Raw genomic sequence first — 22,587 nt, 5'->3', positions numbered from 1 at the left:
AGCTGATGCTAGCGCCGATATAAAGTCTAGCGACGCTATTGACACGGCGGATATCCAGGGTTAGCATTGCTAACTCCCGCCGGAAACGATGGAGTGCGCCTCATGATCACCACGCTGTTCGCCGCCATTGCGGTGCTTGGCACGGCCGTCGTCTACGGCACCGACGTGTTCTGCGCGGTGGTGCAACGACCCGCGCTGGCCCACATCGACGACCCGGCTCTGCTCGCGGTGACGGGCAACATCCACCGCTACGGCGACCGCCGGATGCCGGTGGCGGGGGTGATCGGTCTGGTGGCGGCGGCGATCTGCGCGGTGTCGGCCGCGATGTCAGGGCGCTGGGCGCAAGCCGGCGCTGCCGGCGCCTCCGTCAGCCTGCTGCTGGTGTGGTTGCTGCTCTACCTGCGAGTGAGCGCGCCGATCAATCGCCAACTCGTCGCCGGGGTCGCCCGGCCCGAGCTGCCGACCAATGCTCGGGTGCTGCAACGTAACTGGGACCGGGTGATCACCGCTCGGGCCGTTTTGCAGGGCCTCGCCGTCGCGGCGTTGTGCCTGGCGCTGGCGACCTGACACGCAAGACACCGAAAAGGGGTAGCGAAACGATGACCATGGGCAAAAACATCGGGCGCCTGTTGATGCGCGCGGCACCGCTCTTGAACGCACCGGTCGCGGCGATCGCGGCCTCGCCGCGCTTGGGCGCCGGCATCCGGCGCAGCATCACGCTCGTCACCTACACGGGTCGACGTTCAGGGCGCACCTTTTCGATTCCGGTGGCCTACCGCCGCCGCGGCGACGACATCGAGATCGCCGCGAACATGCCCGACGCCAAGACGTGGTGGCGCAACTTCGTCGGCGACGGCGCCCCGATGTCGCTGACGCTCGACGGAGCCGAACGGGCCGGACACGCGATCGCGCACCGAAGCGCCGACGGGCGCGTCACCGTTCGGGTGCGCCTCGCGGGTAGCTAGTCCACCTGGTAGCGGGGGAACACACCCGCCGGGGGCGGCAGCGCCGTGCCGGGCTCCAGCCGCGCGCCGACCGCGGCGAACGTCCGCTGGTCGTGCGCCTGCCCGAGGAGATCGAGCAGCGCGCCGGCGGATTCGGGCATGACGGGCTGGACCAGCAGCGCGGCGATGCGAACCGCCTCGCAGGTGACGTACAAGACCGTGCGGAACCGTTGCTGATCGGCCTCGGACTCACTCTTGCGCAACACCCATGGCTGTTGCGCCGAGAAGTACCTGTTGGCGTCGCCGAGCATCAGCCAGATCGCCTCGAGTGCCAAGTGCATCGCCTGTGATTCGAAATTGTCCCGCAGGCGTTCCAACAGACCGTCGGCCGTCGCCAGGAGTTCGGCATCGGCGGCACTGAACTCACCGGGTTCGGGCAGCACGCCGTCGAGGTTCTTGGCGATCATCGACAATGACCGCTGGGCCAGATTGCCCAGCTCATTGGCCAGATCGGCGTTGATCCGGGTGATGATGGCCTCTTCGCTGAAGCTGCCGTCCTGGCCGAACGGAACTTCGCGTAACAGGAAATAACGCACCTGATCCACCCCGAACTCCTCGATCAGGGCCACCGGGTCGACGACGTTGCCCACCGACTTGCTCATCTTCTCGCCGCGGTTGAGCAGGAATCCGTGCGCGAAAACCCTTCGCGGCAGCTCGATTCCGGCCGACATCAGAAACGCCGGCCAGTACACGGTGTGAAACCGGATGATGTCCTTGCCAATCATGTGGAGGTCGGCCGGCCAGTAGCGGCGGAACATCTCCGCGTCGGTGTCGGGGTAGCCGACCCCGGTCAGGTAGTTGGTCAGCGCGTCGACCCAGACGTACATCACATGGTCGGGATGCTCGGGCACGTGCACGCCCCAGTCGAACGAGGTGCGCGAGATGGACAGGTCGCGCAGGCCGCCCGCCACGAAACTGACGACCTCGTTGCGACGGACCTCGGGCGCGATGAAGTCCGGGTTCGCCTCATAGTGGGCCAGCAGCTTGTCGGCATACGCCGAGAGCCGGAAGAAGTAGGTCTGTTCCTCGGTCCAGGTCACCGGGGCGCCGGTCTCCACGGCCGCCCGGGTCCCGTCGTCAAGGAGCCGGGTTTCCGATTCGACGAAAAACCGTTCGTCGCGCACCGAGTACCAGCCCGAGTAGGTGTCCAGGTAGATGTCGCCGGCGGCGGCCATCCGACGCCAGATCTCTTTGGAGGCCTCGTGGTGGTCGGCGTCGGTGGTGCGAATGAACCGGTCGAAGGAGATGTTCAGGCGCTCCTGCAGGCGCTGGAACACATCGGAGTTGCGCCGGGCCAGCTCGGCCGTAGCGATGCCCTCGGCGGCCGCCGTCTCGACCATCTTGAGGCCGTGTTCGTCGGTGCCGGTCAGAAACCGCACATCGAACCCGTCGAGCCGCTTGAACCGGGCGATCGCGTCGGTCGCGATGTATTCGTACGCGTGCCCGATGTGCGGATCGCCATTCGGGTAGGTGATTGCGGTGGTGACGTAATACGGCCTCATCGCAGTTCACCCTATTGTGTGCGCGTGAGTTCCAAACGCCAGCCGCCCCCGGCCCCCGAGCCGTTGAGCCCGCTCGTCGACGCGCACACCCACCTCGACGCGTGCGGCGCCACCGACGCCGAGGGAGTGCGGGCCATCGTCGACCGCGCCGCGGCGGTCGGGGTGGGTGCGGTCGTCACCATCGCCGACGACCTGGAGTCGGCGCGCTGGGTCACCCGCGCCGCCGAATGGGACCGGCGGGTGTACGCCGCAACCGCGTTGCACCCGACCCGCGCCGACGCGCTCACCGAGGAAGCGCGCAACGAGATCGAGCGACTGGTGGCCCACCCCCGGGTGGTGGCCGTCGGCGAGACCGGCATGGACATGTATTGGCCCGGGCGCCTCGACGGCTGCGCCGAGCCCGCCGTGCAGCGCGAGGCCTTCGCCTGGCACATCGATCTGGCGAAGCGGTGCGGCAAGCCGCTGATGATCCACAACCGGGAGGCCGACGCCGAGGTGCTCGACGTGCTGGCCGCCGAGGGCGCCCCGGATGTCGTGATCTTCCACTGCTTTTCCTCCGACGCCGCCATGGCGCGGCGCTGCGTGGACGCCGGATGGCTGCTGAGTCTGTCCGGCACCGCCAGCTTTCGCAACGCGCGCGCGCTGCGCGAAGCCGTTCCACTGATACCGCCGGAGCAGCTGCTGGTGGAAACCGATGCACCGTTTTTGACGCCGCACCCTTATAGAGGGACGGCCAATGAGCCCTATTGCCTTCCTTATACTGTTCGGGCGATCGCCGAACTGGTGGATCGTCGCCCGGAAGAGCTGGCTCAGGTCACGACGAGCAATGCTCGACGGGTGTACGGATTGGCCGCTTTTGGAGGCGACTGACCTGGCGATTCTTTTGGCGTCGCCGGATTTGGGCCGCGTCAGAGTTGCCCAACATTGGCCAGTTCGTTACCGTCTTGTGATCGAACGGATGGGCCTACGGGCCCTTAATTTGTGACTTGCTGCTGACTGAGTGGGTTGTTGAGGGTTGGGTAACGCGCGTTGAGTGTTTTGACAAAACTTCATCAGAATCCTTCGCCAATGTTGCGTCTCGTGGTCGGAGGGCTGCTGGTAGTCCTGGCATTCGCGGGCGGATATGCGATCTCGGTGTGCAAGACGGTGACATTGACCGTCGACGGCGTCGCCATGCAGGTGAAGACCATGAAGTCGCGGGTCATCGACGTCGTCGAGGAGAACGGCTTCGTCATCGACGACCGTGACGACCTGTACCCCGCCGCCGACGTCGCGGTTCACGACGCCGGCAAGATCGTGCTCCGGCGCAGCCGCCCGTTGCAGATCTCGCTGGACGGCCATGACACCAAGCAGGTCTGGACGACGGCGTCCACCGTTGACGAGGCGCTGGCCCAGCTGGCGATGACCGATACCGCCCCGGCCGCGGCCAACCGCGGCAGCCGCGTCCCGCTGGCCGGGATGGCGCTGCCCGTCGTCAGTGCCAAGACCGTCCGCATCAACGACGGCGGTGCGGTCCGCACGGTGCATCTGGCGGCCCCGAACGTCGCGGGCCTGCTGAGCGCCGCCGGCGCACCGCTGCTCGAGAGCGATCAGGTGGCACCCGCCGCGACGATGCCGATCGTCGACGGAATGGAAGTCCAGGTGACCCGCAATCGGATCCAGCAGGTCACCGAGCGGATCCCGTTGCCGCCCAACGCGCGTCGGATCGAAGATCCGGAGATGAACATGAGCCGCCAGGTGGTCGAGGACCCGGGCAGCCCCGGCACGCAGGACGTCACCTTCTCGGTGGCCACCGTCAACGGGGTCGAGACCGGTCGGCTGCCGATCGCCAACACGGTGATCACACCGGCCCGCGAATCCGTGGTGCGCGTCGGGACCAAGCCCGGCACCGAGGTGCCTCCGGTCAGTGACGGCTCCATCTGGGATGCGATCGCGGGCTGTGAGGCCGGCGGAAACTGGGCGATCAACACCGGCAACGGGTATTACGGCGGTGTGCAGTTCGACCAGGGCACGTGGGAGCGCAACGGCGGGTTGCGGTTCGCCTCCCGCGCGGACCTCGCCACCCGCGAGGAGCAGATCACCGTCGCCGAGGTGACCCGAGAGCGCCAGGGTTGGGGTGCGTGGCCAGTGTGCAGCGGAAGAGCTGGTGCGCGCTGACCATCCGGCTACTCGGGCGCACCGAGATCAGGCGGCTGGCCAAAGAACTCGAGTTTCGGCCACGGAAATCGCTCGGCCAGAATTTCGTCCACGACGCCAACACTGTGCGGCGAGTGGTATCGACCTCCGGGATCAGTCGGTCTGACCACGTCCTGGAAGTCGGTCCCGGCCTCGGTTCATTGACGCTAGCCTTGCTGGACCGAGGCGCCCCGGTCACCGCCGTCGAAATCGATCCGGTGCTGGCCGAACGGTTGCCGCAGACGATCGCCGAGCACTCGCACAGCGAAATCCAGCGCCTGACCGTGCTCCACCGCGATGTCTTGACCCTTCGCCGCGACGAACTGGACGTCCAGCCGACCGCCCTGGTCGCCAATCTGCCCTACAACGTCGCGGTCCCGGCGCTGTTGCATCTGCTCGCCGAGTTCCCGTCGATTCGGGTCGTGACGGTCATGGTGCAGGCCGAGGTTGCCGAGCGTCTGGCCGCCGAACCCGGCGGCAAGGAATACGGCGTGCCCAGCGTCAAGGTTCGCTTCTTCGGCACGGTTCGCCGTTGCGGCATGGTCTCGCCGACCGTGTTCTGGCCGATTCCGCGCGTCTATTCCGGTCTGGTTCGCATCGACCGGTATGCGACCTCGCCGTGGCCCACCGGCGAGGCGTTCCGGCGGCAGGTGTTCGAGCTGGTGGACATCGCCTTCGGTCAGCGCCGCAAGACCTGTCGCAACGCGTTCCTGGACTGGGCCGGCTCGGGCAACGAGTCGGCGGATCGGTTGCTGGCGGCCAGCATCGACCCAGCCCGCCGCGGCGAGACGCTCTCCATCGATGACTTCGTGCGGTTGCTGCAGCGCTCCGCGGATCGCTCCGATGACGCCGCCGGGGCGAGTCCCCACACCGCGTCGGCCGGCTGAGGGCGGGACGTCCGGGGCGCCGCTACGTGTGGTCGGGCGGCGGCAGCGATAGTCTGCTGCGGTGTCTGGCATGTCTGACGGCAATACCGCCGCGCAGTGGGTGCCCACCGGGTCGGTCACCGTTCGGGCGCCCGGGAAAGTCAACCTCTACCTGGCCGTCGGTGACCGCCGCGAGGACGGTTATCACGAGCTGACGACGATCTTTCAGGCCGTCTCGCTGCTCGACGAGGTGACGGTGCGCAACGCCGACGTGCTCTCGCTCGAGATCGTCGGCGAGGGCGCCGACAAACTGCCCACCGATGAGCGCAACCTCGCCTGGCAGGCCGCGGAACTGATGGCCGAACACGTCGGCCGAGCCCCGGATGTGTCGATCATGATCGACAAGTCGATACCAGTGGCCGGCGGCATGGCCGGCGGCAGCGCCGACGCGGCGGCGGTGCTGGTCGCCATGAACGCGTTGTGGGAACTCAACGTGCCCCGCCGCGACCTGCGCATGCTTGCCGCGCGGCTGGGCAGCGACGTGCCTTTCGCGCTGCACGGCGGAACCGCGTTGGGAACCGGGCGCGGCGAGGAGCTGGCGACGGTGTTGTCGCGCAACACCTTCCACTGGGTGCTGGCGTTCGCCGACAGCGAGCTGCTCACGCCGGCGGTCTTCGCCGAACTGGATCGGCTGCGGGAGGCGGGCGATCCGCCGCGGCTGCCCGCGCCCGGGCCGGTGCTGGCCGCCCTGGCCGCCGGCGACGCCGAGCAGCTGGCCCCGCTGTTGGGTAACGAGATGCAGGCGGCCGCGGTGAGCCTGAATCCCGGTCTGCGGCGCACGCTGCGTGCCGGCGTGGACGCCGGCGCCCTGGCGGGCATCGTGTCCGGCTCGGGCCCGACATGTGCCTTTTTGTGCGCGTCGGCGGCCGCGGCGGTCGACGTGGGCACCGAGGTGTCCGGGGCGGGGGTGTGCCGCACGGTGCGGGTCGCCAGCGGGCCGGTGGCCGGGGCGCGCGTGGTCCCCACGCCCACCGAGGTGTGAATATTTTCCCATTTTGCGCATTAGTTTGGCGCTTCCCTAAGAGGAGCTTAAGATAATCCGCGGTGACGGGAAGCGTTGAGCAAGATCACTTAATTCCATCGTCCGCCGGGCGTTCCGGCGGACGATTAATGCATCCGGCCCGGCAAGGTTCGTCGGGCCCGTTTCGCGCTTGTCGGGCGACCGGCCGCCGCCGTGGTGCGGCGGGCGGCGGCGCATCACCGATCCGAGACCTAACCGCCGCCCAACCGTGTTTGCGTGCCTGCGGCGAAGTGATACCCACCGGGCGGAATATGAGATTTCGGGCGCTGGGACGAGGGCTGGAACCGAGGAGGTTTTTGTGAGCAGGTTTACCGAGAAGATGTACCGCAATGCCCGGTCCGTGACGACGGGCATGGTCACCGGTGAACCCCACGAACCGGTCCGCCACACCTGGGGCGAGGTCCACGAGCGCGCGCGCCGCATCGCGGGTGGCCTGGCCGCCGCGGGCATCGGTCCCGGCGACGCGGTCGGCGTGCTCGCCGGATTCCCGGTGGAGATCGCGCCGACGGCGCAGGGCCTCTGGATGCGCGGTGCCAGCCTGACCATGCTGCACCAGCCCACGCCGCGCACCGACCTGGCCGTGTGGGCCGAGGACACCATGAACGTCATCGGGATGATCGAGGCGAAGGCCGTCATCGTCTCCGAGCCGTTCCTGGTGGCCATCCCGGTGCTCGAGGAGAAGGGCATCAAAGTCGTCACGGTCGCCGACCTGCTTGCGGCGGAGCCGATCGACCCCGTCGAGGTCGGCGAGGACGCGCTGGCGCTGATGCAGCTGACGTCCGGTTCGACCGGATCCCCCAAGGCGGTGCAGATCACCCACCGCAACATCTACTCCAACGCCGAGGCGATGTTCATCGGCGCGCAATACGACGTCGACAAGGACGTCATGGTGAGCTGGCTGCCCTGCTTCCACGACATGGGCATGGTCGGCTTCCTCACCATCCCGATGTACTTCGGCGCCGAGCTGGTCAAGGTCACCCCGATGGACTTCCTGCGCGACACGTTGCTGTGGGCCAAGCTCATCGACAAGTACAAGGGCACGATGACCGCGGCGCCCAACTTCGCCTACGCGCTGCTCGCCAAGCGGCTGCGCCGGCAGGCCAAGGCCGGCGATTTCGACCTGTCGACGTTGCGCTTCGCGCTGTCGGGCGCCGAGCCCGTCGAACCCGCCGACGTCGAGGACCTGCTCGACGCCGGCAAGCCGTTCGGCCTGAAGACCTCGGCGATCCTGCCTGCCTACGGCATGGCCGAAACCACGCTCGCCGTATCGTTCTCGGAGTGCAACGCCGGCCTGGTCGTCGACGAGGTCGACGCCGACCTGCTGGCCGCCCTGCGCCGCGCCGTCCCCGCCACCAAGGGCAACACCCGCAGGCTGGCCACGCTCGGTCCGCTGCTGGCCGACCTCGAGGCGCGCATCATCGACGAGAACGGCGACGTGATGCCGGCCCGCGGCGTCGGCGTCATCGAGCTGCGCGGCGAGTCGCTGACCCCCGGCTACCTGACCATGGGCGGATTCATCTCGGCCCAGGACGAGAACGGCTGGTACGACACCGGTGACCTCGGCTACCTGACCGAGGAGGGCCACGTGGTGGTCTGCGGCCGCGTCAAGGACGTCATCATCATGGCGGGTCGCAACATCTATCCGACCGACATCGAGCGCGCCGCCAGCCGCGTCGAGGGGGTGCGGCCCGGCTGCGCCGTCGCCGTGCGCCTGGATGCCGGCCACTCCCGCGAGACGTTCGCCGTGGCCGTGGAGTCCAACGCCTTCCAAGACCAGGCCGAGGTGCGTCGCATCGAGCACCAGGTCGCCCGCGAGGTGGTGGCCGAGGTCGACGTGCGGCCGCGCAACGTGGTGGTGCTCGGCCCGGGGACCATCCCGAAGACGCCGTCGGGCAAGTTGCGGCGATCCAATTCGGTCACCCTGGTCACCTAGCGTCTACCAGGCGTGGACGCGGTTCTGGGCGGGTTCTAGACCGAGCTCGATCAGCAACTCGGTGGCGTCGGCGGCCTGCTCGCAGATCGTGGGGACCTCGGCGCGCTCGGCGGCATTGAAGTTCTCCAGCACGAACGCCGCCGGGTCTTTGCGTCCCGGCGGCCGTCCGATGCCGATGCGGACCCGTTGAAAATCCTTGCTGCCCAACGCATTAGCCAACGAACGCAGCCCGTTGTGGCCGCCTTCGCCACCGCCGATCTTGAGCCGGATGCGGCCGAAGTCCAGGTCGAGGTCGTCATGGATGACGATGATGTCGCCCGGTGTCACCGAGTAGAACTTCGCCAACGGGCCGACCTGGCGGCCGGATTCGTTCATGTAGCAGCGCGGCTTGGCCACGACCACCGGGTGCCCGACCAGGCGGCCGCTGACGATCTCGGCGCCGGAACGCTTGTGCGCCTTGAACTTCGAACCCATCCGCGCCGCGAGCAGGTCGGCGACCATGAACCCGACGTTGTGTCGGGTACGGGCGTAGTTGTCTCCGGGATTGCCCAGGCCGACGACCAGCAACGGCTCGGCCATGATGCGATCCGCCTACTCGGACTCGGTTTCGGTGGCCTCTTCTTCGCCGGCCTCTTCGGCTTCGCCCTCGGCCGGTGCGGCCTCCTCGGTGACCTCGCCCGCGCCCTCTTCGGCGAGCTCCTCGGCCGTCGGCGCGTTAACCACGTTCACCACAAGCATTTCCGGGTCGGAGATCAGGTTGACACCCTTGGGCAGGGTGATCTGTCCGGCGGTGAACTGGGTGCCGGGCTCGGTGCCCTCGACCGACACCGTCAGCTGCTCGGGGATCGACATGGCGTCCGCTTCGACCTCGATGGTGCTGGTTTCCTGGGTCACCAGCGTGCCGGGCGCGGCGTCGCCCTCGATGACGACGCGGACCTCGACGACGACCTTTTCGCCGCGCCGCACGACCAGCAGGTCGGCGTGCTGAATGGTGCGGCGGATGGGGTGGATGTCGAGCGACTTGGTCAGCGCCAGCTGCTCCTTGCCCTCGATGTCGAGGGTCAGCACCGCGTTGGTGCCCGTGTGCCGCAGCACGGCCGCGAAGTCATGGCCCGGCAGTTCCAGGTGCTGGGGGTCGGCGCCGTGGCCGTAGAGGACGGCCGGGATCTTTCCGTCGCGGCGTGCTCGCCGGGACGCACCCTTGCCGGTCTCGGCTCGCACCGTGACCTTGAGCTGGTTGACGTTTTTGGCAGCCATCGTGTCGCTCCTGTGTGTGCTCTGTGGTTCGGGGCACGGCCAGGATCGCGACGGTTCGTCGGTCTCCGTCGATAACGGTGCTGGCCAGCCAGCCACCCTCGCCGTGACGCCCGGTCAGGGTAGCGCATGCGCACCTCAGAGGGGAAATTTGGCCTGCGCTGGGGCGCGGGCGTCACACCCGTCCTCGGTTGTCGCTCGACGGCGGGCAAAACGCCCATCGCTGCTTCCAGGGACTCTTGTGACTACCGAGGCCGAAGTGACCTCAGAGGGGGAATTGCGTCTTGGTGAGCTGCTCGGACAGCGCCCACAGTGCGGCGGCGGTGGCCGCGTCCTTGGCCCGTGGGCTGCGCCCCACCGGTTGGGTGCGGCCCAGGTAGCCGAATCGGGGGCCGACGAAGGTGTCGCCGGGCAGATCCTGCGAGGCCGCGTAGAGGGTTTGCCGCGCACCGAAATCGGCGTCGGTGGCGACCACCCGGGTCGCGGCCGACATCAGCGCGTCCCCCAACTTGCGCCCCGAGGCGCCCTGCAGGTTGGTGTGCGAGTAGCCGGGGTGTGCCGCGATCGCCCGCAGCGGGGAGCCGGCCGCGGTCAGGCGTCGCTGCAGCTCGCTGGTGAACAGCAGGTTGGCGAGCTTGGACTGGCTGTAGGCCAGCCACGGCGAGTACCGCCGTTTCTGCCAGTTGAGGTCGTCGAAGCTGATGCTTCCCGGCCAGTGCGCCATCGACGACACGGTCACCACCCGGTCGGTGAGCTTGGGCAGCAACAAATTGGTGAGCGCGAAATGACCCAGGTGGTTGGTGCCGATCTGGCTCTCGAAGCCGTCGACGGTCACGGAGAACGGTGCCGCCATGATGCCGGCGTTGTTGATCAGGACATCGGCCTTGCTCATACCATCGGCGAACCGCCGCACCGACGACAGGTCCTGCAGGTCGAGCTCGCGCACCTCGACCTGGCCGGCCATCGTCCGCGCGGCGGTCTCGCCCTTGCGGATGTCGCGCACGGCCATGACGATCGTGGCCCCGCGCCGCGCCAGCTCGCGGGCGGTCACGGCGCCCAACCCGCTATTGGCGCCGGTGATGATGACGGTGCGTTCGGCGAAGGACGGTAGATCTTCAGCGGTCCAGTTCGTCATGGCTGAACAGTACCGACATCGAACGCCAGCGGCAGGGTCGTGGGGCCGGTGATACCGCTGATGGCTTTCCACGGTGCGGGGCCGGTGCGGCGCGGGTTGGGCATGCGTCGGGTGATCACCCGCAGCGCCTCGGTCAGTTCGAGGCGCGCCAGGTGGGCACCGAGGCAGTAGTGCACGCCGCCACCGAAGGTGAGCATCGCCGCGGGGCCGTCACGGGTGATGTCGACGCGATCGGGCCGGTCGTACGCGGTCGCGTCGCGATTGGCCGCGGCGGTGTTGGCGAGGACCAGGGTGCCGGTGGGAATGCAGACTCCGGCCAGCTCGACATCCTCGGCAGCCTGACGGATGGTGCCGAAAACGATTGGGGAGTAACGCATCAGCTCGTGGACGGCGGTGGTGGCCAGCTCGGGGCGGCGGGCCGTCGCTCCTGACGCCGGATGCCGCGAGGCTGTCACTACCGGCGGCCTCACTCGAGAAACCGGTAGCCAGTTGCAGTCTCGCGGTGCGGACTACTTGGCGGCCACGACGAATCCGCGGATGATCGCGTCGATGTCGGTCGACTCCGCGGCGGCCTGGTTGGCCAGGCTGGTGATGGTCAGTTGCACCAGATAACGCTTGTGTTCCGGCGGCGCCCCGGTCGGGATCACGATGCGGTTCCAGCTGTGTAGCCGCATCCCGTCGAGGTCGTAGCTGCCCTGGATCATCGACGACGGGAAGCCGTTGTACGGCGCGCCCGACGCGTCCAGCTGCTTGAAGTTCTCGAACAGGTGCGCATCGTCGTTGCCGTGCTTGATGACTTGGGCCGGGTCGAAATCCCCGTTCAGCTGGAACACGACCAGCCTCGCCGTCGGAAATTTGCCATCCTTGGAGATGAGCAACGTTTGCGGGGTGATGTTGGGGCTGGAGAACGGTGCCCAGCCCGGCGGCGTCGGGATCGAGATCGTCAGATCGGGCACGTCTCCCGGGGCCACCGGTTGGCCGGTCACCCCGATGCTCTGCAGGTACTGCGACAGGGGGACCGGCTTTTCCGTCGGCGTGGTGGTGGAGGTTGTCGACGTCTTCGACAGGATCGATTGATAGTCAGGGGCTTTCGGGGCGCACCCGGCGGCCGACACCGCCAGTGCAACTATCGCGGCGGTGGCCGCGCAGCTGCCGAACCGATTCACAGAATCTCGCGGACCGCGTCGATCGGACGGGCCAGCCGAGTGCCCTTCGGCGTGACGACGAAGGGTCGTTCGATGAGGATGGGATGTTCGGCCATGGCGTCGAGCAATTGCTCATCGGTCGCGTCGGCGAGATTGAGCTCGTCATACAGCGACTCACGCTTGCGCACCGCGGTGCGCACGTCGATGCCGGCGTCGCGGATCATCTTCACCAGTTCGTCTCGCGACGGGGGGGTCTTCAGATACTCGACAACTTCGGGCTCAAAACCGCTGTCGCGCAACAAGTCCAGCGTCTTGCGGGAAGTGCTGCAACGAGGGTTGTGGTAGATGACGGTGTCGGCCATTTAGGCGTCCCCGTCGAATAGCCCTGTGACCGAGCCGTTTTCGAACACGGCGCGGATGGTGCTGGCCAACAACGGCGCGATGGACAGGACCGTCAGCTGCGGGAAGCGCTTCTCCTCACCGATCGGCAGGGTGTTCGTGACGATCACCTCTCGAGCGCCGCAGCCGGCCAGTCGCGCGGCGGCCGGATCGGAGAGCACGCCGTGGGTCGCCGCGATCACCACGTCGGCCGCGCCGTCGTCGTGCAGCAGCTTCACGGCGCCGGCGATGGTGCCGCCGGTGTCGATCATGTCGTCGATCAAGACGCAGGTCCGTCCCGCGACCTCGCCCACGACGCGGTTGGAGACCACCTGGTTGGGCACCCGCGGGTCGCGGGTCTTGTGGATGAAGGCCAGCGGAACGCCGCCCAGGGCGTCGGCCCATTTCTCGGCGATGCGCACCCGGCCCGAGTCGGGGGAGACGACCACCATGTTGCCGTCGGGGTAGTTGTCCTTGATGTATCCGGTCAGCAGGTTCTGCCCGCGCATGTGGTCGACGGGGCCGTCGAAGAAGCCCTGGATCTGGTCGGTGTGCAGGTCGACGGTCACGATCCGGTCGGCGCCGGCGGTTTTGAGCAGGTCGGCGACCAGGCGCGCCGAGATCGGTTCGCGGCCGCGGTGCTTCTTGTCTTGGCGGGCGTAGGGGTAGAACGGCATGACGGCGGTAATCCGCTTGGCGCTGCCCCGCTTGAGCGCGTCGATCATGATGAGCTGTTCCATCAGCCAGTTGTTCACCGGCGCCGGCGCCGACTGCAATACGAAGGCGTCGCACCCGCGGACGGATTCGTGGAATCGCACGAAGATCTCGCCGTTGGCGAACTCGCGCGCGGTCTGTGCGGTGACGTGGACGTCGAGCTCCTTGGCCACCTGCTCGGCCAGCTCGGGGTGCGCCCGACCGGAGAAGAGCATCAAATTTTTGCGGTTGTCGGTCCAGTCGTGGCTCACCGTGCTGCCCTTGCCGTTCGGATCCCAATGGAAGTGCCCATCGTACGAAGCGAATCGTACGGAAATGTGGCCGGGTTGCCAGCTACCGACATCACGGTGTCTGTCCGGCTTCTGCGGCGGGCTCCTGGCCCGCGGCTTTCTCGGCCGCCTGCGCGGCCGCGCTGCCGGGGCGCTTACGGTGCACCCAGCCTTCGATGTTGCGCTGCGGGCCCGCGGAGACCGCCAGCGTTCCCGGCGGGACGTCGTTGCGCACCACCGTGCCCGCGCCGGTGTAGGCGCCGTCGCCGACCGTCACCGGCGCCACGAACATCGTGTCCGACCCGGTGCGGACGTGCGAACCGATGGTGGTCCGCCGCTTGGATTCGCCGTCGTAGTTGACGAACACGCTGGACGCACCGATGTTGCTGTGCTCGCCGATGTCGGCGTCCCCGACGTAGGTCAGGTGCGGCACTTTGGAGCCGGTGCCGATCGTGGAGTTCTTGGTCTCGACGAACGCGCCCAGCTTGCCGTCGTCGCCCAGCACTGTGCCGGGGCGCAGGTAGGTGAACGGGCCGACGGTGGCCCCGGCGCCGATCGATGACGAGGTGCCGTGTGTCCGCACCACCGAGGCGCCGTCGCCGACGCTGACGTCGGTCAGGGTGGTGTCCGGTCCGACGACGCAGTGCCCGCCGACCTGGGTGCGGCCCAGCAGCTGGGTCCCGGGATGGATGACGGTGTCGCGACCGATCGTGACGTCGACGTCGATCCAGGTGGTGGCGGGGTCGACAATCGTGACGCCGGCCATCTGGTGGGCGGCGACGATGCGGCGGTTGAGCTCGGCGCCCAGCTGCGCGAGCTGAACCCTGTTGTTGACGCCGGCCACCAGCGCGCTGTCGTCGACGTGGCGGGCGCCAATGGCCAGGCCGTCGCCGCGCAGGATGGCGATGACGTCGGTCAGATACAGCTCCTGCTGTGCGTTGTTGGAGCTCAACCGGTTCAGCGCCGAGCGCAACGCCGCGATGTCGAAGGCGTAGACGCCGGCGTTGACCTCGCGGATCTCGCGCTGGGAGGGGCTGGCGTCGGCGTGCTCCACGATCGCCGTGACCTCGTTGTCCTGGGTGCGCAGGATGCGGCCGTAGCCGCTGGGGTCGCTCACCGTCGTGGTCAACACCGTGACCGCGGCGGGCGCCGAGCTGTGGGCGGCGATGAGGTCGGCAAGGGTGTCGGCGTCCAGCAGCGGGGTGTCGCCCGAGGTGACGACGACGACCCCGGCGTAGTCGTCGGGCAGCGCGGACAGGCCGCACAGGACGGCGTCGCCGGTGCCCCGCGGGCGATCCTGCAGGGCCACGTCGACGGGTCGGCCGAGGGCATCGGCCCAGTCGGCGACCAGCGGGGCGATGCGCTCGTGATCGTGGCCCAACACCACGGTCAGGTGCTGCGGCGCCACCTTGGCGATCGCGTGCAGCAGGTGGGACAGCATGCTGCGCCCGCCGATGGTGTGCAGAACCTTCGGGGTGTCCGACCGCATCCGGGTGCCGGGCCCGGCCGCAAGCACCACGACCGCGGTGTCACCAGGAGACGACATCAACCCTCCTTTTCGGGTTTGTCCCGCGCGGGCTGCGCGCGGAAGCGCCGACACGCCGTCAAGCGTGTCACCTCATCTGCGGTGAAGGCAAAAAAACGATCCACTCGTCGACCGTGGGCCCTGGGTAGGGAATTCGCGTCGAATTCGTGCGTAGGCCCCACGCTCGACGCGAGCCAAGCTCCGTCGCCAGGACTCGAACCTGAACTATCTGAACCAAAATCAGAGGTGCTGCCGATTACACCACGACGGATCGCCAAGAAGACTTTAGTCGGATGACGATGCGGGCCGCGTGCGGGCTGAGGAGGAATCCGACAATTCTGGACTAGTCGGATGACGATGCGGGCCGCGTGCGGGCTGAGGAGGAATCCGACAATTCTGGACTAGTCGGATGACGATGCGGGCCGCTGGTCGGCCGCTCAACGGCCCACCGCCGGATACGCTGATTGACGTGGCCGTGCTGGACCCCCAAGCGCAGAAGGAACCGGACAAAGAGGTGCGGGCGCCGCGTGCGCGGATGACCGGCACCGAACGTCGGCAACAACTCATCGGCATCGCGCGCTCGCTGTTCGCCGAGCGCGGGTATGAAGGCACGTCGATCGAGGAGATCGCGCTGCGTGCCAACGTGTCCAAGCCGGTCGTCTACGAGCATTTCGGCGGCAAAGAAGGCCTCTATGCCGTGGTCGTCGACCGGGAGATGTCCGCGCTGCTGGACGGCATCACCTCGTCGCTGACCAACAACCGCTCCCGCGTGCGGGTCGAGCGGGTCGCCCTGGCCCTACTCACCTACGTCGAAGAGCGCACCGACGGCTTCCGGATCATGATCCGCGACTCGCCGGCCGCGATCAGCTCGGGCACCTACTCGAGCCTGCTCAACGACGCCGTCAACCAGGTCAGCTCCATCCTGGCCGGCGACTTCTCCCGTCGCGGCCTGGATCCCGGGCTGGCGCCGCTGTACGCCCAGGCGCTGGTGGGCTCCGTGTCGATGACCGCGCAGTGGTGGCTCGACACCCGCGAGCCCAAGAAAGAAGTGGTGGCCGCGCACCTGGTCAACCTCATGTGGAACGGGCTGATCGGGCTGGAGGCCGACCCACGGCTGCAGGACGAATAGCCGGCAAGCTGCGCGAGCGTAACCGCACGGCGAAAATCGGCGGGCGGGATTTTTCGCCGTGACATTACGCTCGGCGACCCGCCCGGCCACCTACCCGCAGTCGCGGGCCAGCAGATCGGCGACGGTCTCGCGGCGAACCAGTTCGCGGGCCCGGCCATCCTTGACGGCCACCAGCGACGGCCGGCCGACCATGTTGTAGTTGGACGCCATGCTGTGGTGGTAGGCGCCGGTGCACGCCACGGCCAGCAGATCGCCCGGGCGCAGATCCGCGGGCAGCTCGATATCGCGGGCGATCTCGTCACCTGATTCACAGTGCCGGCCGGCGACGGTGACGCGCTGCTTGAGACCCAGCGGATGCCGGTTGGCCAGCGCGACGGCGTACTGCGCGCCGTACAGCGACACCCGCGGGTTGTCGCTCATGCCGCCGTCGACCGCGACGAAGGTGCGACCGCCGAATTGCGTCTTGACCGACCGGACCCGATACAGGGTCACGCCGGCGCGCCCGCTGATGGCGCGGCCGGGCTCCACCACGATCTGCGGGCGGGGGAACTGCTCGGCGGCGCAGGCGTCGTCGAGGGCGTTCTCGATCACCCCGGCCAACTCGTCGAGATTTAGCTCACGATCGCCGCGGACGTACGGGATCGCATGTCCGCCACCGATATTCAGCTCGGTGAGGATGACGCCGCGCCGCGCCCGGATATCGGCCAGCGCGGCGATCATCCGCCGAATCGCCTCGCCGTACAGGGCGGCGTCGCTGACCTGCGAGCCGATATGGCAGTGCAGGCCGACGAGGTCGAGGATCGGGTGCGCCAGCACCCGCGTCACCGCGTCCGCGGCGTGATCGCCGGCGAGGGTGAAGCCGAACTTCTGGTCGCTGACGCCGGTGGTGACGGCGTGGTGCCCGTGGATGTCGATGTCGGGGGTCACCCGGAGCAGCACCGGCTGGCGCCGCCGCGCCAACCCGGCGAGGTAGGCGATCTCCATGGCGGAATCCAGCACGATGCGTCCCACCCCGGCGCCCACAGCGTCGCGCAGTTCCTCGGGCGACTTGGCGTTCCCGTGCATGACGATGCGTGCCGGGTCGACGCCCCCGGCCAGGGCCGTGGCCAGTTCACCGGCCGAGCAGACGTCGACGCCGAGGCCCTCGTCGCGGGCCCAGCGGGCCACCGCGGTGCTCAACAGCGACTTGCCGGCGTAGACGATCACTGTGTTCCCAGCGCCCCCTAGCGCCTTGCGATAGCGGCGGGCGCGATGCCGAAAGTCGGTTTCGTCGATGACGTAGGCCGGGGTGTTGAACTCGTCGGCGATGTCGGTCAGGGCTACACCGCCGACGCACAGCCTGCCCGCCTCGTCGGGGTGGGCGGTCAGCGGCCAGATCGCGGGATCGAATCGCGGCGGGGCCGCGTGCCCGAGAGACGGCAGAATGTCCAGCAATGTCATGAATCCAACGTGCGCCCGCGGACGCACGGGTGGTGTTCCCTTGACGATCCCTTGACGACGCCAACCTCAATATTGACGCGGTTCGGCGAGTCCGGCGGTTCCCGCCCGGCGACGGCGAGCGCCGCGTCGGCGGGAGTAAGGAGCCGGGCAAGCAGCCCTAGAATGGAATTCATCATGACCGCACCGGGGGCTGCTTGCCCAGAAACCCCGATCGCGGGGCTCGTTGAATTGGCGCTCACCGCGCCGACCTTCCAGCAGCTGATCGACAGCGCGGCGGCGTCGCCGGCCGACTTGAGCCTGGTGGGTCCAGCCAGCGCACGGTTGTTCGTGGCCAGCGCGCTGGCGCGGTTGGGCCCTTTGCTGGTAGTCACCGCGACCGGGCGCGAAGCCGACGACTTGACCGCTGAACTGCGCGGCGTGTTCGGCGATGCCGTGGCGCTTTTCCCGTCCTGGGAGACGCTGCCGCACGAGCGGCTCTCACCCGGCGTCGACACCGTCGGCGCCCGGCTGACGGTGCTGCGCCGGCTGTCCCATCCGGACGACGCGCGGCTCGGCCCACCCCTGCGAGTGGTGGTGACCGCGGCCCGTTCGCTGCTGCAGCCGATGACGCCGCAGCTGGGCCTGATCGAGCCGGTCACGTTGAACGTCGGCACCGAAGTCGAATTCGAGGCTGTCATCGCCCGGCTGGTCGAGCTGGCCTACACCCGCGTCGACATGGTGGGCCGGCGCGGCGAGTTCGCCGTGCGCGGCGGGATTCTCGACGTCTTCCCGCCGACGGCCGAGCACCCGGTGCGCGTCGAGTTCTGGGGCGACGAGGTCAGCGAGATGCGGATGTTCTCCGTCGCCGATCAGCGTTCGATCCCGGAGATCGAGGTCGACACCCTGATCGCGGTGGCCTGCCGCGAACTGCTGCTCACCGAGGAGGTGCGGCAACGGGCCGCCGAACTGTCGGCGCGGCACCCGGCGACCGAGCCCGCCATCACCGGCAGCGTCACCGACATGCTGGCCAAGCTCGCCGAGGGCATCGCCGTCGACGGCATGGAGGCCTTGCTGCCGGTGCTGCGGCCGGGCGAACACGTGCTGCTGACCGACCAGCTGGCGCAAGGCACCCCGATTCTGCTCTGCGACCCGGAGAAGATCCGCACCCGCGCCGCCGACCTGATCAAGACCGGTAGCGAATTCCTCGAGGCCTCCTGGTCGGCCGCGGCCATGGGCACGGACGCCCCCGTCGACGTCGCGCAATTCGGCGGGTCCGGATTCGCCGAGCTGCACGACGTGCGGGCCGCGGCCGCCACGGGCGGTCATCCGTGGTGGACGTTGAGCCAGCTATCCGACGAGTCGGCCGTGGAGCTGGACATCCGCGCGGCGCCGTCGGCGCGCGGGCATCAACACGACATCGACGGCATCTTCGCGATGCTGCGCGCGCACGTCACCACCGGCGGCTACGCCGTCATCGTCGCGCCCGGCGCCGGGACCGCGCATCGCGTGGTGGAGCGGCTGGCCGAATGCGACACCCCCGCCGCCATGCTGGAATCCGGTGCCGCGCCCAAGCTCGGGGTGGTCGGCGTGCTCAAGGGGCCGTTGCACGACGGTGTCATCATTCCCGGCGCCACGTTGGTGGTGATCACCGAGACCGATCTGACCGGCAGCCGGGTCGCCGCCGTCGAGGGCAAGCGGCTGGCGGCTAAGCGGCGCAACACCGTTGACCCGTTGGCCCTGTCCGCCGGCGATCTGGTGGTGCACGATCAGCACGGCATCGGGCGGTTCGTGGAGATGGTCGAGCGCACCGTCGGCGGCGCCCGCCGCGAGTACCTGGTGCTCGAGTATGCGTCGAGCAAAAGGGGCGGCGGATCCGACAAGCTTTATGTCCCAATGGATTCGCTGGATCAGCTGTCGCGGTACGTGGGCGGGCAGGCGCCGGCGCTGAGCAAGCTCGGCGGTAGCGACTGGTCCAACACCAAGACCAAGGCGCGTCGCGCGGTCCGCGAGATCGCGGGCGAGCTGGTGTCCCTGTATGCCAAGCGGCAGGCCAGCGCCGGGCACGCGTTCGGCCCGGACACCCCGTGGCAGGCCGAGATGGAGGACGCGTTCGGCTACACCGAGACGGTCGACCAGCTGACCGCGATCACCGAGGTCAAAGGGGACATGGAAAAGCCGATCCCGATGGACCGGGTGATCTGCGGCGACGTGGGCTATGGCAAGACCGAGATCGCGGTGCGGGCGGCGTTCAAGGCGGTCCAGGACGGCAAGCAGGTCGCCGTGCTGGTACCCACCACGCTGCTGGCCGACCAGCATCTGCAGACCTTCACCGACCGGATGACCGGATTCCCGGTGACCGTCAAGGGCCTGTCGCGGTTCACCGACGCGACGGAATCCAAGGCCGTGGTCGAGGGCCTGGCCGACGGGTCGGTGGACGTGGTGATCGGCACGCACCGGCTGTTGCAGACCGGAGTGCGCTGGAAGGACCTGGGCCTGGTCGTCGTCGACGAGGAGCAACGGTTCGGCGTCGAGCACAAGGAACACATCAAGTCGCTGCGCACCCACGTCGACGTGCTGACCATGAGCGCCACCCCGATTCCGCGGACGCTGGAGATGAGCCTGGCCGGGATCCGCGAGATGTCGACGATCCTGACGCCGCCCGAGGAGCGCTATCCGGTGCTGACCTACGTCGGCCCGCACGACGACAAGCAGGTCGCCGCGGCGTTGCGGCGCGAGCTGCTGCGCGACGGGCAGGTCTTCTACGTGCACAACCGGGTGAGCTCGATCGACCGGGCGGCGGCAAAGATCCGGGATCTGGTGCCCGAGGCGCGGGTGGTCGTGGCGCACGGGCAGATGCCCGAAGAACGGCTGGAACGCACGGTGCAGGGATTCTGGAACCGCGAATACGACATCCTGGTGTGCACCACGATCGTGGAGACCGGCCTGGACATCTCCAACGCCAACACGCTGATCGTCGAGCGCGCCGACACCTTCGGTCTGTCGCAGCTGCACCAGCTGCGCGGCCGGGTCGGCCGCTCCCGGGAGCGCGGCTACGCCTACTTCCTGTATCCGCCGCATTCGCCGCTGACCGAGACGGCCTATGACCGGCTGGCCACCATCGCGCAGAACAACGAGTTGGGCGCGGGCATGGCGGTCGCGATGAAGGACCTCGAGATCCGCGGTGCGGGCAACGTGCTCGGCGTCGAGCAGTCCGGGCACGTCGCCGGCGTGGGCTTCGACCTGTACGTCCGCTTGGTGGGCGAGGCGGTGGAGGCCTACCGGGCCGCCGCCGACGGCCACACCGTCACGACGGCCGAGGAGCCCAAGGACGTGCGTATCGACCTTCCGGTCGATGCGCACCTGCCGCCGGATTACATCGCCAGTGACCGGCTGCGGCTGGAGGCGTACCGCCGGCTGGCCGCGGCGGCCTCCGACGGCGAGATCGACGCGGTCGTGGAGGAACTCGTCGACCGCTACGGGGCGCTGCCCGAGCCGGCGCTGCGGCTGGTTGCGGTGGCGCGGCTGCGGCTGCTGTGCCGCGAGGCGGGCATCACCGAGGTGTCGGCGCCGTCGGCGGCGACCGTGCGGCTCTCGCCGATGACCCTGCCGGATTCGGCTCAGGTGCGGCTCAAGCGGATGTATCCGGCGGCGGGTTATCGCGCCACGACGTCCACCGTGCAGGTCCCCATCCCGCGTGCCGGAGGTGGCCAGAGTTTTGCGGGCGCGGCCCGCATACGCGATGTCGAGCTGGTGCAGATGGTGGCCAACCTGGTGACCGCACTGCAGGGCAAACCGCAAACGGTTATTGGTATAACGAGTGAACTGCCTGCATCGATGACGAGTGAGGGGCGGTAATGATCGTCGTCATGTTCGACCCCCGCCGCCCGTCGCTGGTGCCCATCGAAGCCATCGAGCATCTCGCCGGCGAGGTCCAGTACACCGAAGAGATGCCCGTCGCGGTGCCCTGGTCGCTGTCGGCGGCGCGTCCGGTGCACTCCGGTGAGGACGCGCCGGTGCTGCTGTCGTCCGACCCCGACCACCCGGCCGTGGCCGCCCGCCTGGCGGCCGGGGCCCGGCTGATCTCGGCGCCCGAGACGCCGCGCGGCGAACGGCTGGTCGACGCCGTGGCCATGATGGACAAACTGCGGACCGCCGGTCCGTGGGAAAGTGAGCAAACCCACGACTCGCTGCGCAGGTTTTTGCTGGAGGAGACCTACGAGTTGCTGGACGCGGTGGGCAGCGGCAACGCCGATGCGCTGCGCGACGAACTCGGCGACGTGCTGCTGCAAGTCCTCTTCCATGCCCGCATCGCCGAGGATGCGCCGCAGTCCTCCTTCACCATCGATGACGTCGCCGCCGCTTTGATGCGCAAACTGGGCAACCGGGTTCCGGGAGTACTTGCCGGGCAATCGATTTCGCTCGAAGAGCAGCTGGCCCAGTGGGAAGAGCGCAAGGCGGCCGAAAAGCCGCGCAAATCGGTGATGGACGACGTGCACACGGGGCAGCCCGCGCTGGCGCTCGCCCAGAAGGTGATTCAGCGCGCCGACAAAGCCGGCCTGCCCGCCGACCTGATCCCCGATGAAATCACCTCGATCCGCGTGTCGGCCGACGTCGACGCCGAAAGCGCCCTGCGCACAGCGGTTCTGGAGTTCGTCGACACGGTTCGCGGCGCGGAGCGGGCGATCGCCACGGCGCGCCGCGGGGGCGACGTTCCCGACGAGTTCGACGTGGCCCCGCTCGGTGAAGTCTCCGAACAGGAGTGGCGCGAGCACTGGCCGGCCGGCGAATCGGGGGCCGGACCGGTCACCGAAGAGGTCGCCGCCGACGCCGTGGCCGACGAGGCCTGAGCGCGCGATATCGCCGTGAAGGCGGCGACGGCGGGATTATTTGCCGCCGCGGCCGTGTCGAGAGCGATCGCGGCAATGTTTGCCGGTTTTGTCCTCGGCCGGTCGGTAATATCGCGGATGCGGTTGCGAATCCCCGTGGTCGGCGTCGCGTTGACCACGCTAGCCAAGGTGGCCAGCGGCTAATCGATGATTAGCTGAACCCGGCACCACG

The 22,587-nt window shown here is 68.4% G+C and carries 19 protein-coding genes, 1 tRNA gene and 1 pseudogene; 10 read left to right on the top strand and 11 right to left on the bottom strand.

Features of this window, described 5'->3' with window-relative positions; translation table 11 throughout:
- Positions 1-93 precede the first annotated feature (93 nt).
- Together ACZ50Z_RS14830 and ACZ50Z_RS14825 are read left to right on the top strand one after the other, a co-directional pair.
- Positions 94-567, top strand: coding sequence for a DUF1772 domain-containing protein (locus ACZ50Z_RS14830; protein ID WP_464484233.1), 474 nt, complete (start codon positions 94-96; stop codon positions 565-567).
- Positions 568-599: 32 nt separating this feature from the next.
- Complete coding sequence (locus ACZ50Z_RS14825; protein ID WP_464484232.1) at positions 600-965, top strand: PNPOx family protein; 366 nt, start codon at positions 600-602, stop codon at positions 963-965.
- Here ACZ50Z_RS14825 and metG read toward each other — a convergent pair.
- Entirely contained in the window at positions 962-2,506 is a 1,545-nt protein-coding gene (gene metG, locus ACZ50Z_RS14820; RefSeq protein WP_464484231.1) for a methionine--tRNA ligase, read from the bottom strand. The genes ACZ50Z_RS14825 and metG overlap by 4 nt on opposite strands.
- Before the next feature lie 18 nt (positions 2,507-2,524).
- Here metG and ACZ50Z_RS14815 point away from each other — a divergent pair, with 18 nt between their 5' ends.
- From ACZ50Z_RS14815 to ACZ50Z_RS14795, 5 genes are all read left to right on the top strand, one after another.
- Positions 2,525-3,376, top strand: a complete 852-nt coding sequence (locus tag ACZ50Z_RS14815; RefSeq protein WP_464484230.1) for a TatD family hydrolase — start codon at positions 2,525-2,527, stop codon at positions 3,374-3,376.
- Between the two features lie 159 nt (positions 3,377-3,535).
- Positions 3,536-4,663 (top strand): transglycosylase family protein, encoded by a 1,128-nt coding sequence (locus tag ACZ50Z_RS14810; protein WP_464484229.1) that lies wholly within the window; start codon positions 3,536-3,538, stop codon positions 4,661-4,663.
- A complete protein-coding gene (rsmA, locus tag ACZ50Z_RS14805; protein ID WP_464484228.1) occupies positions 4,627-5,568 on the top strand; it encodes a 16S rRNA (adenine(1518)-N(6)/adenine(1519)-N(6))-dimethyltransferase RsmA in 942 nt (313 codons plus the stop codon). Before ACZ50Z_RS14810 ends, rsmA begins: the two co-directional genes overlap by 37 nt.
- Positions 5,569-5,638: 70 nt before the next feature.
- Positions 5,639-6,589, top strand: coding sequence for a 4-(cytidine 5'-diphospho)-2-C-methyl-D-erythritol kinase (locus ACZ50Z_RS14800; RefSeq protein ID WP_464486244.1), 951 nt, complete (start codon positions 5,639-5,641; stop codon positions 6,587-6,589).
- A gap of 337 nt (positions 6,590-6,926) precedes the next feature.
- Positions 6,927-8,561, top strand: coding sequence for a fatty acyl-AMP ligase (locus tag ACZ50Z_RS14795; RefSeq protein WP_464484227.1), 1,635 nt, complete (start codon positions 6,927-6,929; stop codon positions 8,559-8,561).
- A 3-nt stretch (positions 8,562-8,564) separates the two neighbouring features.
- On the opposite strand, the gene pth is transcribed toward ACZ50Z_RS14795, so the two are convergent.
- The 9 genes and pseudogenes from pth to ACZ50Z_RS14750 all read right to left on the bottom strand — a co-directional run bounded on the left by pth (position 8,565) and on the right by ACZ50Z_RS14750 (position 15,252).
- The gene (gene pth, locus ACZ50Z_RS14790) at positions 8,565-9,140 is read right to left on the bottom strand and encodes an aminoacyl-tRNA hydrolase (protein ID WP_464484226.1); all 576 of its coding nucleotides are present in this window, start codon (positions 9,138-9,140) and stop codon (positions 8,565-8,567) included.
- 12 nt (positions 9,141-9,152) lie between these two features.
- Positions 9,153-9,818 carry a 50S ribosomal protein L25/general stress protein Ctc gene (locus tag ACZ50Z_RS14785; RefSeq protein WP_464484225.1) on the bottom strand — a complete coding sequence of 222 codons (666 nt, stop codon included), beginning with the start codon at positions 9,816-9,818 and terminating at the stop codon, positions 9,153-9,155.
- 262 nt (positions 9,819-10,080) lie between these two features.
- Positions 10,081-10,950: an oxidoreductase gene (locus ACZ50Z_RS14780; RefSeq protein WP_464484224.1), complete on the bottom strand. Its 870-nt coding sequence runs from the start codon at positions 10,948-10,950 to the stop codon at positions 10,081-10,083.
- Positions 10,947-11,369, bottom strand: a pseudogene (locus tag ACZ50Z_RS14775) (cytochrome P450); the annotation flags it as partial. The gene ACZ50Z_RS14780 and the pseudogene ACZ50Z_RS14775, both read right to left, overlap by 4 nt.
- Positions 11,370-11,459: 90 nt before the next feature.
- Positions 11,460-12,116, bottom strand: coding sequence for an LpqN/LpqT family lipoprotein (locus ACZ50Z_RS14770; protein WP_464484223.1), 657 nt, complete (start codon positions 12,114-12,116; stop codon positions 11,460-11,462).
- Positions 12,113-12,457 (bottom strand): arsenate reductase (glutaredoxin), encoded by a 345-nt coding sequence (gene arsC / locus ACZ50Z_RS14765; protein WP_464484222.1) that lies wholly within the window; start codon positions 12,455-12,457, stop codon positions 12,113-12,115. The genes ACZ50Z_RS14770 and arsC overlap by 4 nt, the downstream gene beginning before the upstream one ends.
- Positions 12,458-13,438, bottom strand: a complete 981-nt coding sequence (locus ACZ50Z_RS14760; protein ID WP_464484221.1) for a ribose-phosphate diphosphokinase — start codon at positions 13,436-13,438, stop codon at positions 12,458-12,460.
- A gap of 91 nt (positions 13,439-13,529) precedes the next feature.
- Positions 13,530-15,002 (bottom strand): bifunctional UDP-N-acetylglucosamine diphosphorylase/glucosamine-1-phosphate N-acetyltransferase GlmU, encoded by a 1,473-nt coding sequence (gene glmU, locus ACZ50Z_RS14755; protein ID WP_464484220.1) that lies wholly within the window; start codon positions 15,000-15,002, stop codon positions 13,530-13,532.
- Positions 15,003-15,180: 178 nt separating this feature from the next.
- Positions 15,181-15,252, bottom strand: a tRNA-Gln gene (locus ACZ50Z_RS14750).
- 264 nt (positions 15,253-15,516) lie between these two features.
- Here ACZ50Z_RS14750 and ACZ50Z_RS14745 point away from each other — a divergent pair.
- Complete coding sequence (locus ACZ50Z_RS14745; protein WP_008254212.1) at positions 15,517-16,110, top strand: TetR/AcrR family transcriptional regulator; 594 nt, start codon at positions 15,517-15,519, stop codon at positions 16,108-16,110.
- A 90-nt stretch (positions 16,111-16,200) separates the two neighbouring features.
- Here the strand turns inward: ACZ50Z_RS14745 and lysA are convergent, their stop codons facing one another.
- On the bottom strand, positions 16,201-17,550 hold the full coding sequence (lysA, locus tag ACZ50Z_RS14740; protein ID WP_464484219.1) for a diaminopimelate decarboxylase: 1,350 nt from the start codon (positions 17,548-17,550) through the stop codon (positions 16,201-16,203).
- A gap of 174 nt (positions 17,551-17,724) precedes the next feature.
- Here lysA and mfd point away from each other — a divergent pair, with 174 nt between their 5' ends.
- Both mfd and ACZ50Z_RS14730 read left to right on the top strand, forming a co-directional pair.
- A complete protein-coding gene (gene mfd, locus ACZ50Z_RS14735) occupies positions 17,725-21,384 on the top strand; it encodes a transcription-repair coupling factor (protein WP_464484218.1) in 3,660 nt (1,219 codons plus the stop codon).
- Positions 21,384-22,376 carry a nucleoside triphosphate pyrophosphohydrolase gene (locus tag ACZ50Z_RS14730; protein ID WP_464484217.1) on the top strand — a complete coding sequence of 331 codons (993 nt, stop codon included), beginning with the start codon at positions 21,384-21,386 and terminating at the stop codon, positions 22,374-22,376. The genes mfd and ACZ50Z_RS14730 overlap by 1 nt, the downstream gene beginning before the upstream one ends.
- Positions 22,377-22,587: the final 211 nt, after the last annotated feature.

Source organism: Mycobacterium sp. NTMscope_MAC_269 (genome assembly GCF_976985695.1).
The sequence above is the reverse complement of the archived record's forward strand: the minus strand, read 5'-3'. Positions and strand labels throughout refer to the sequence as shown.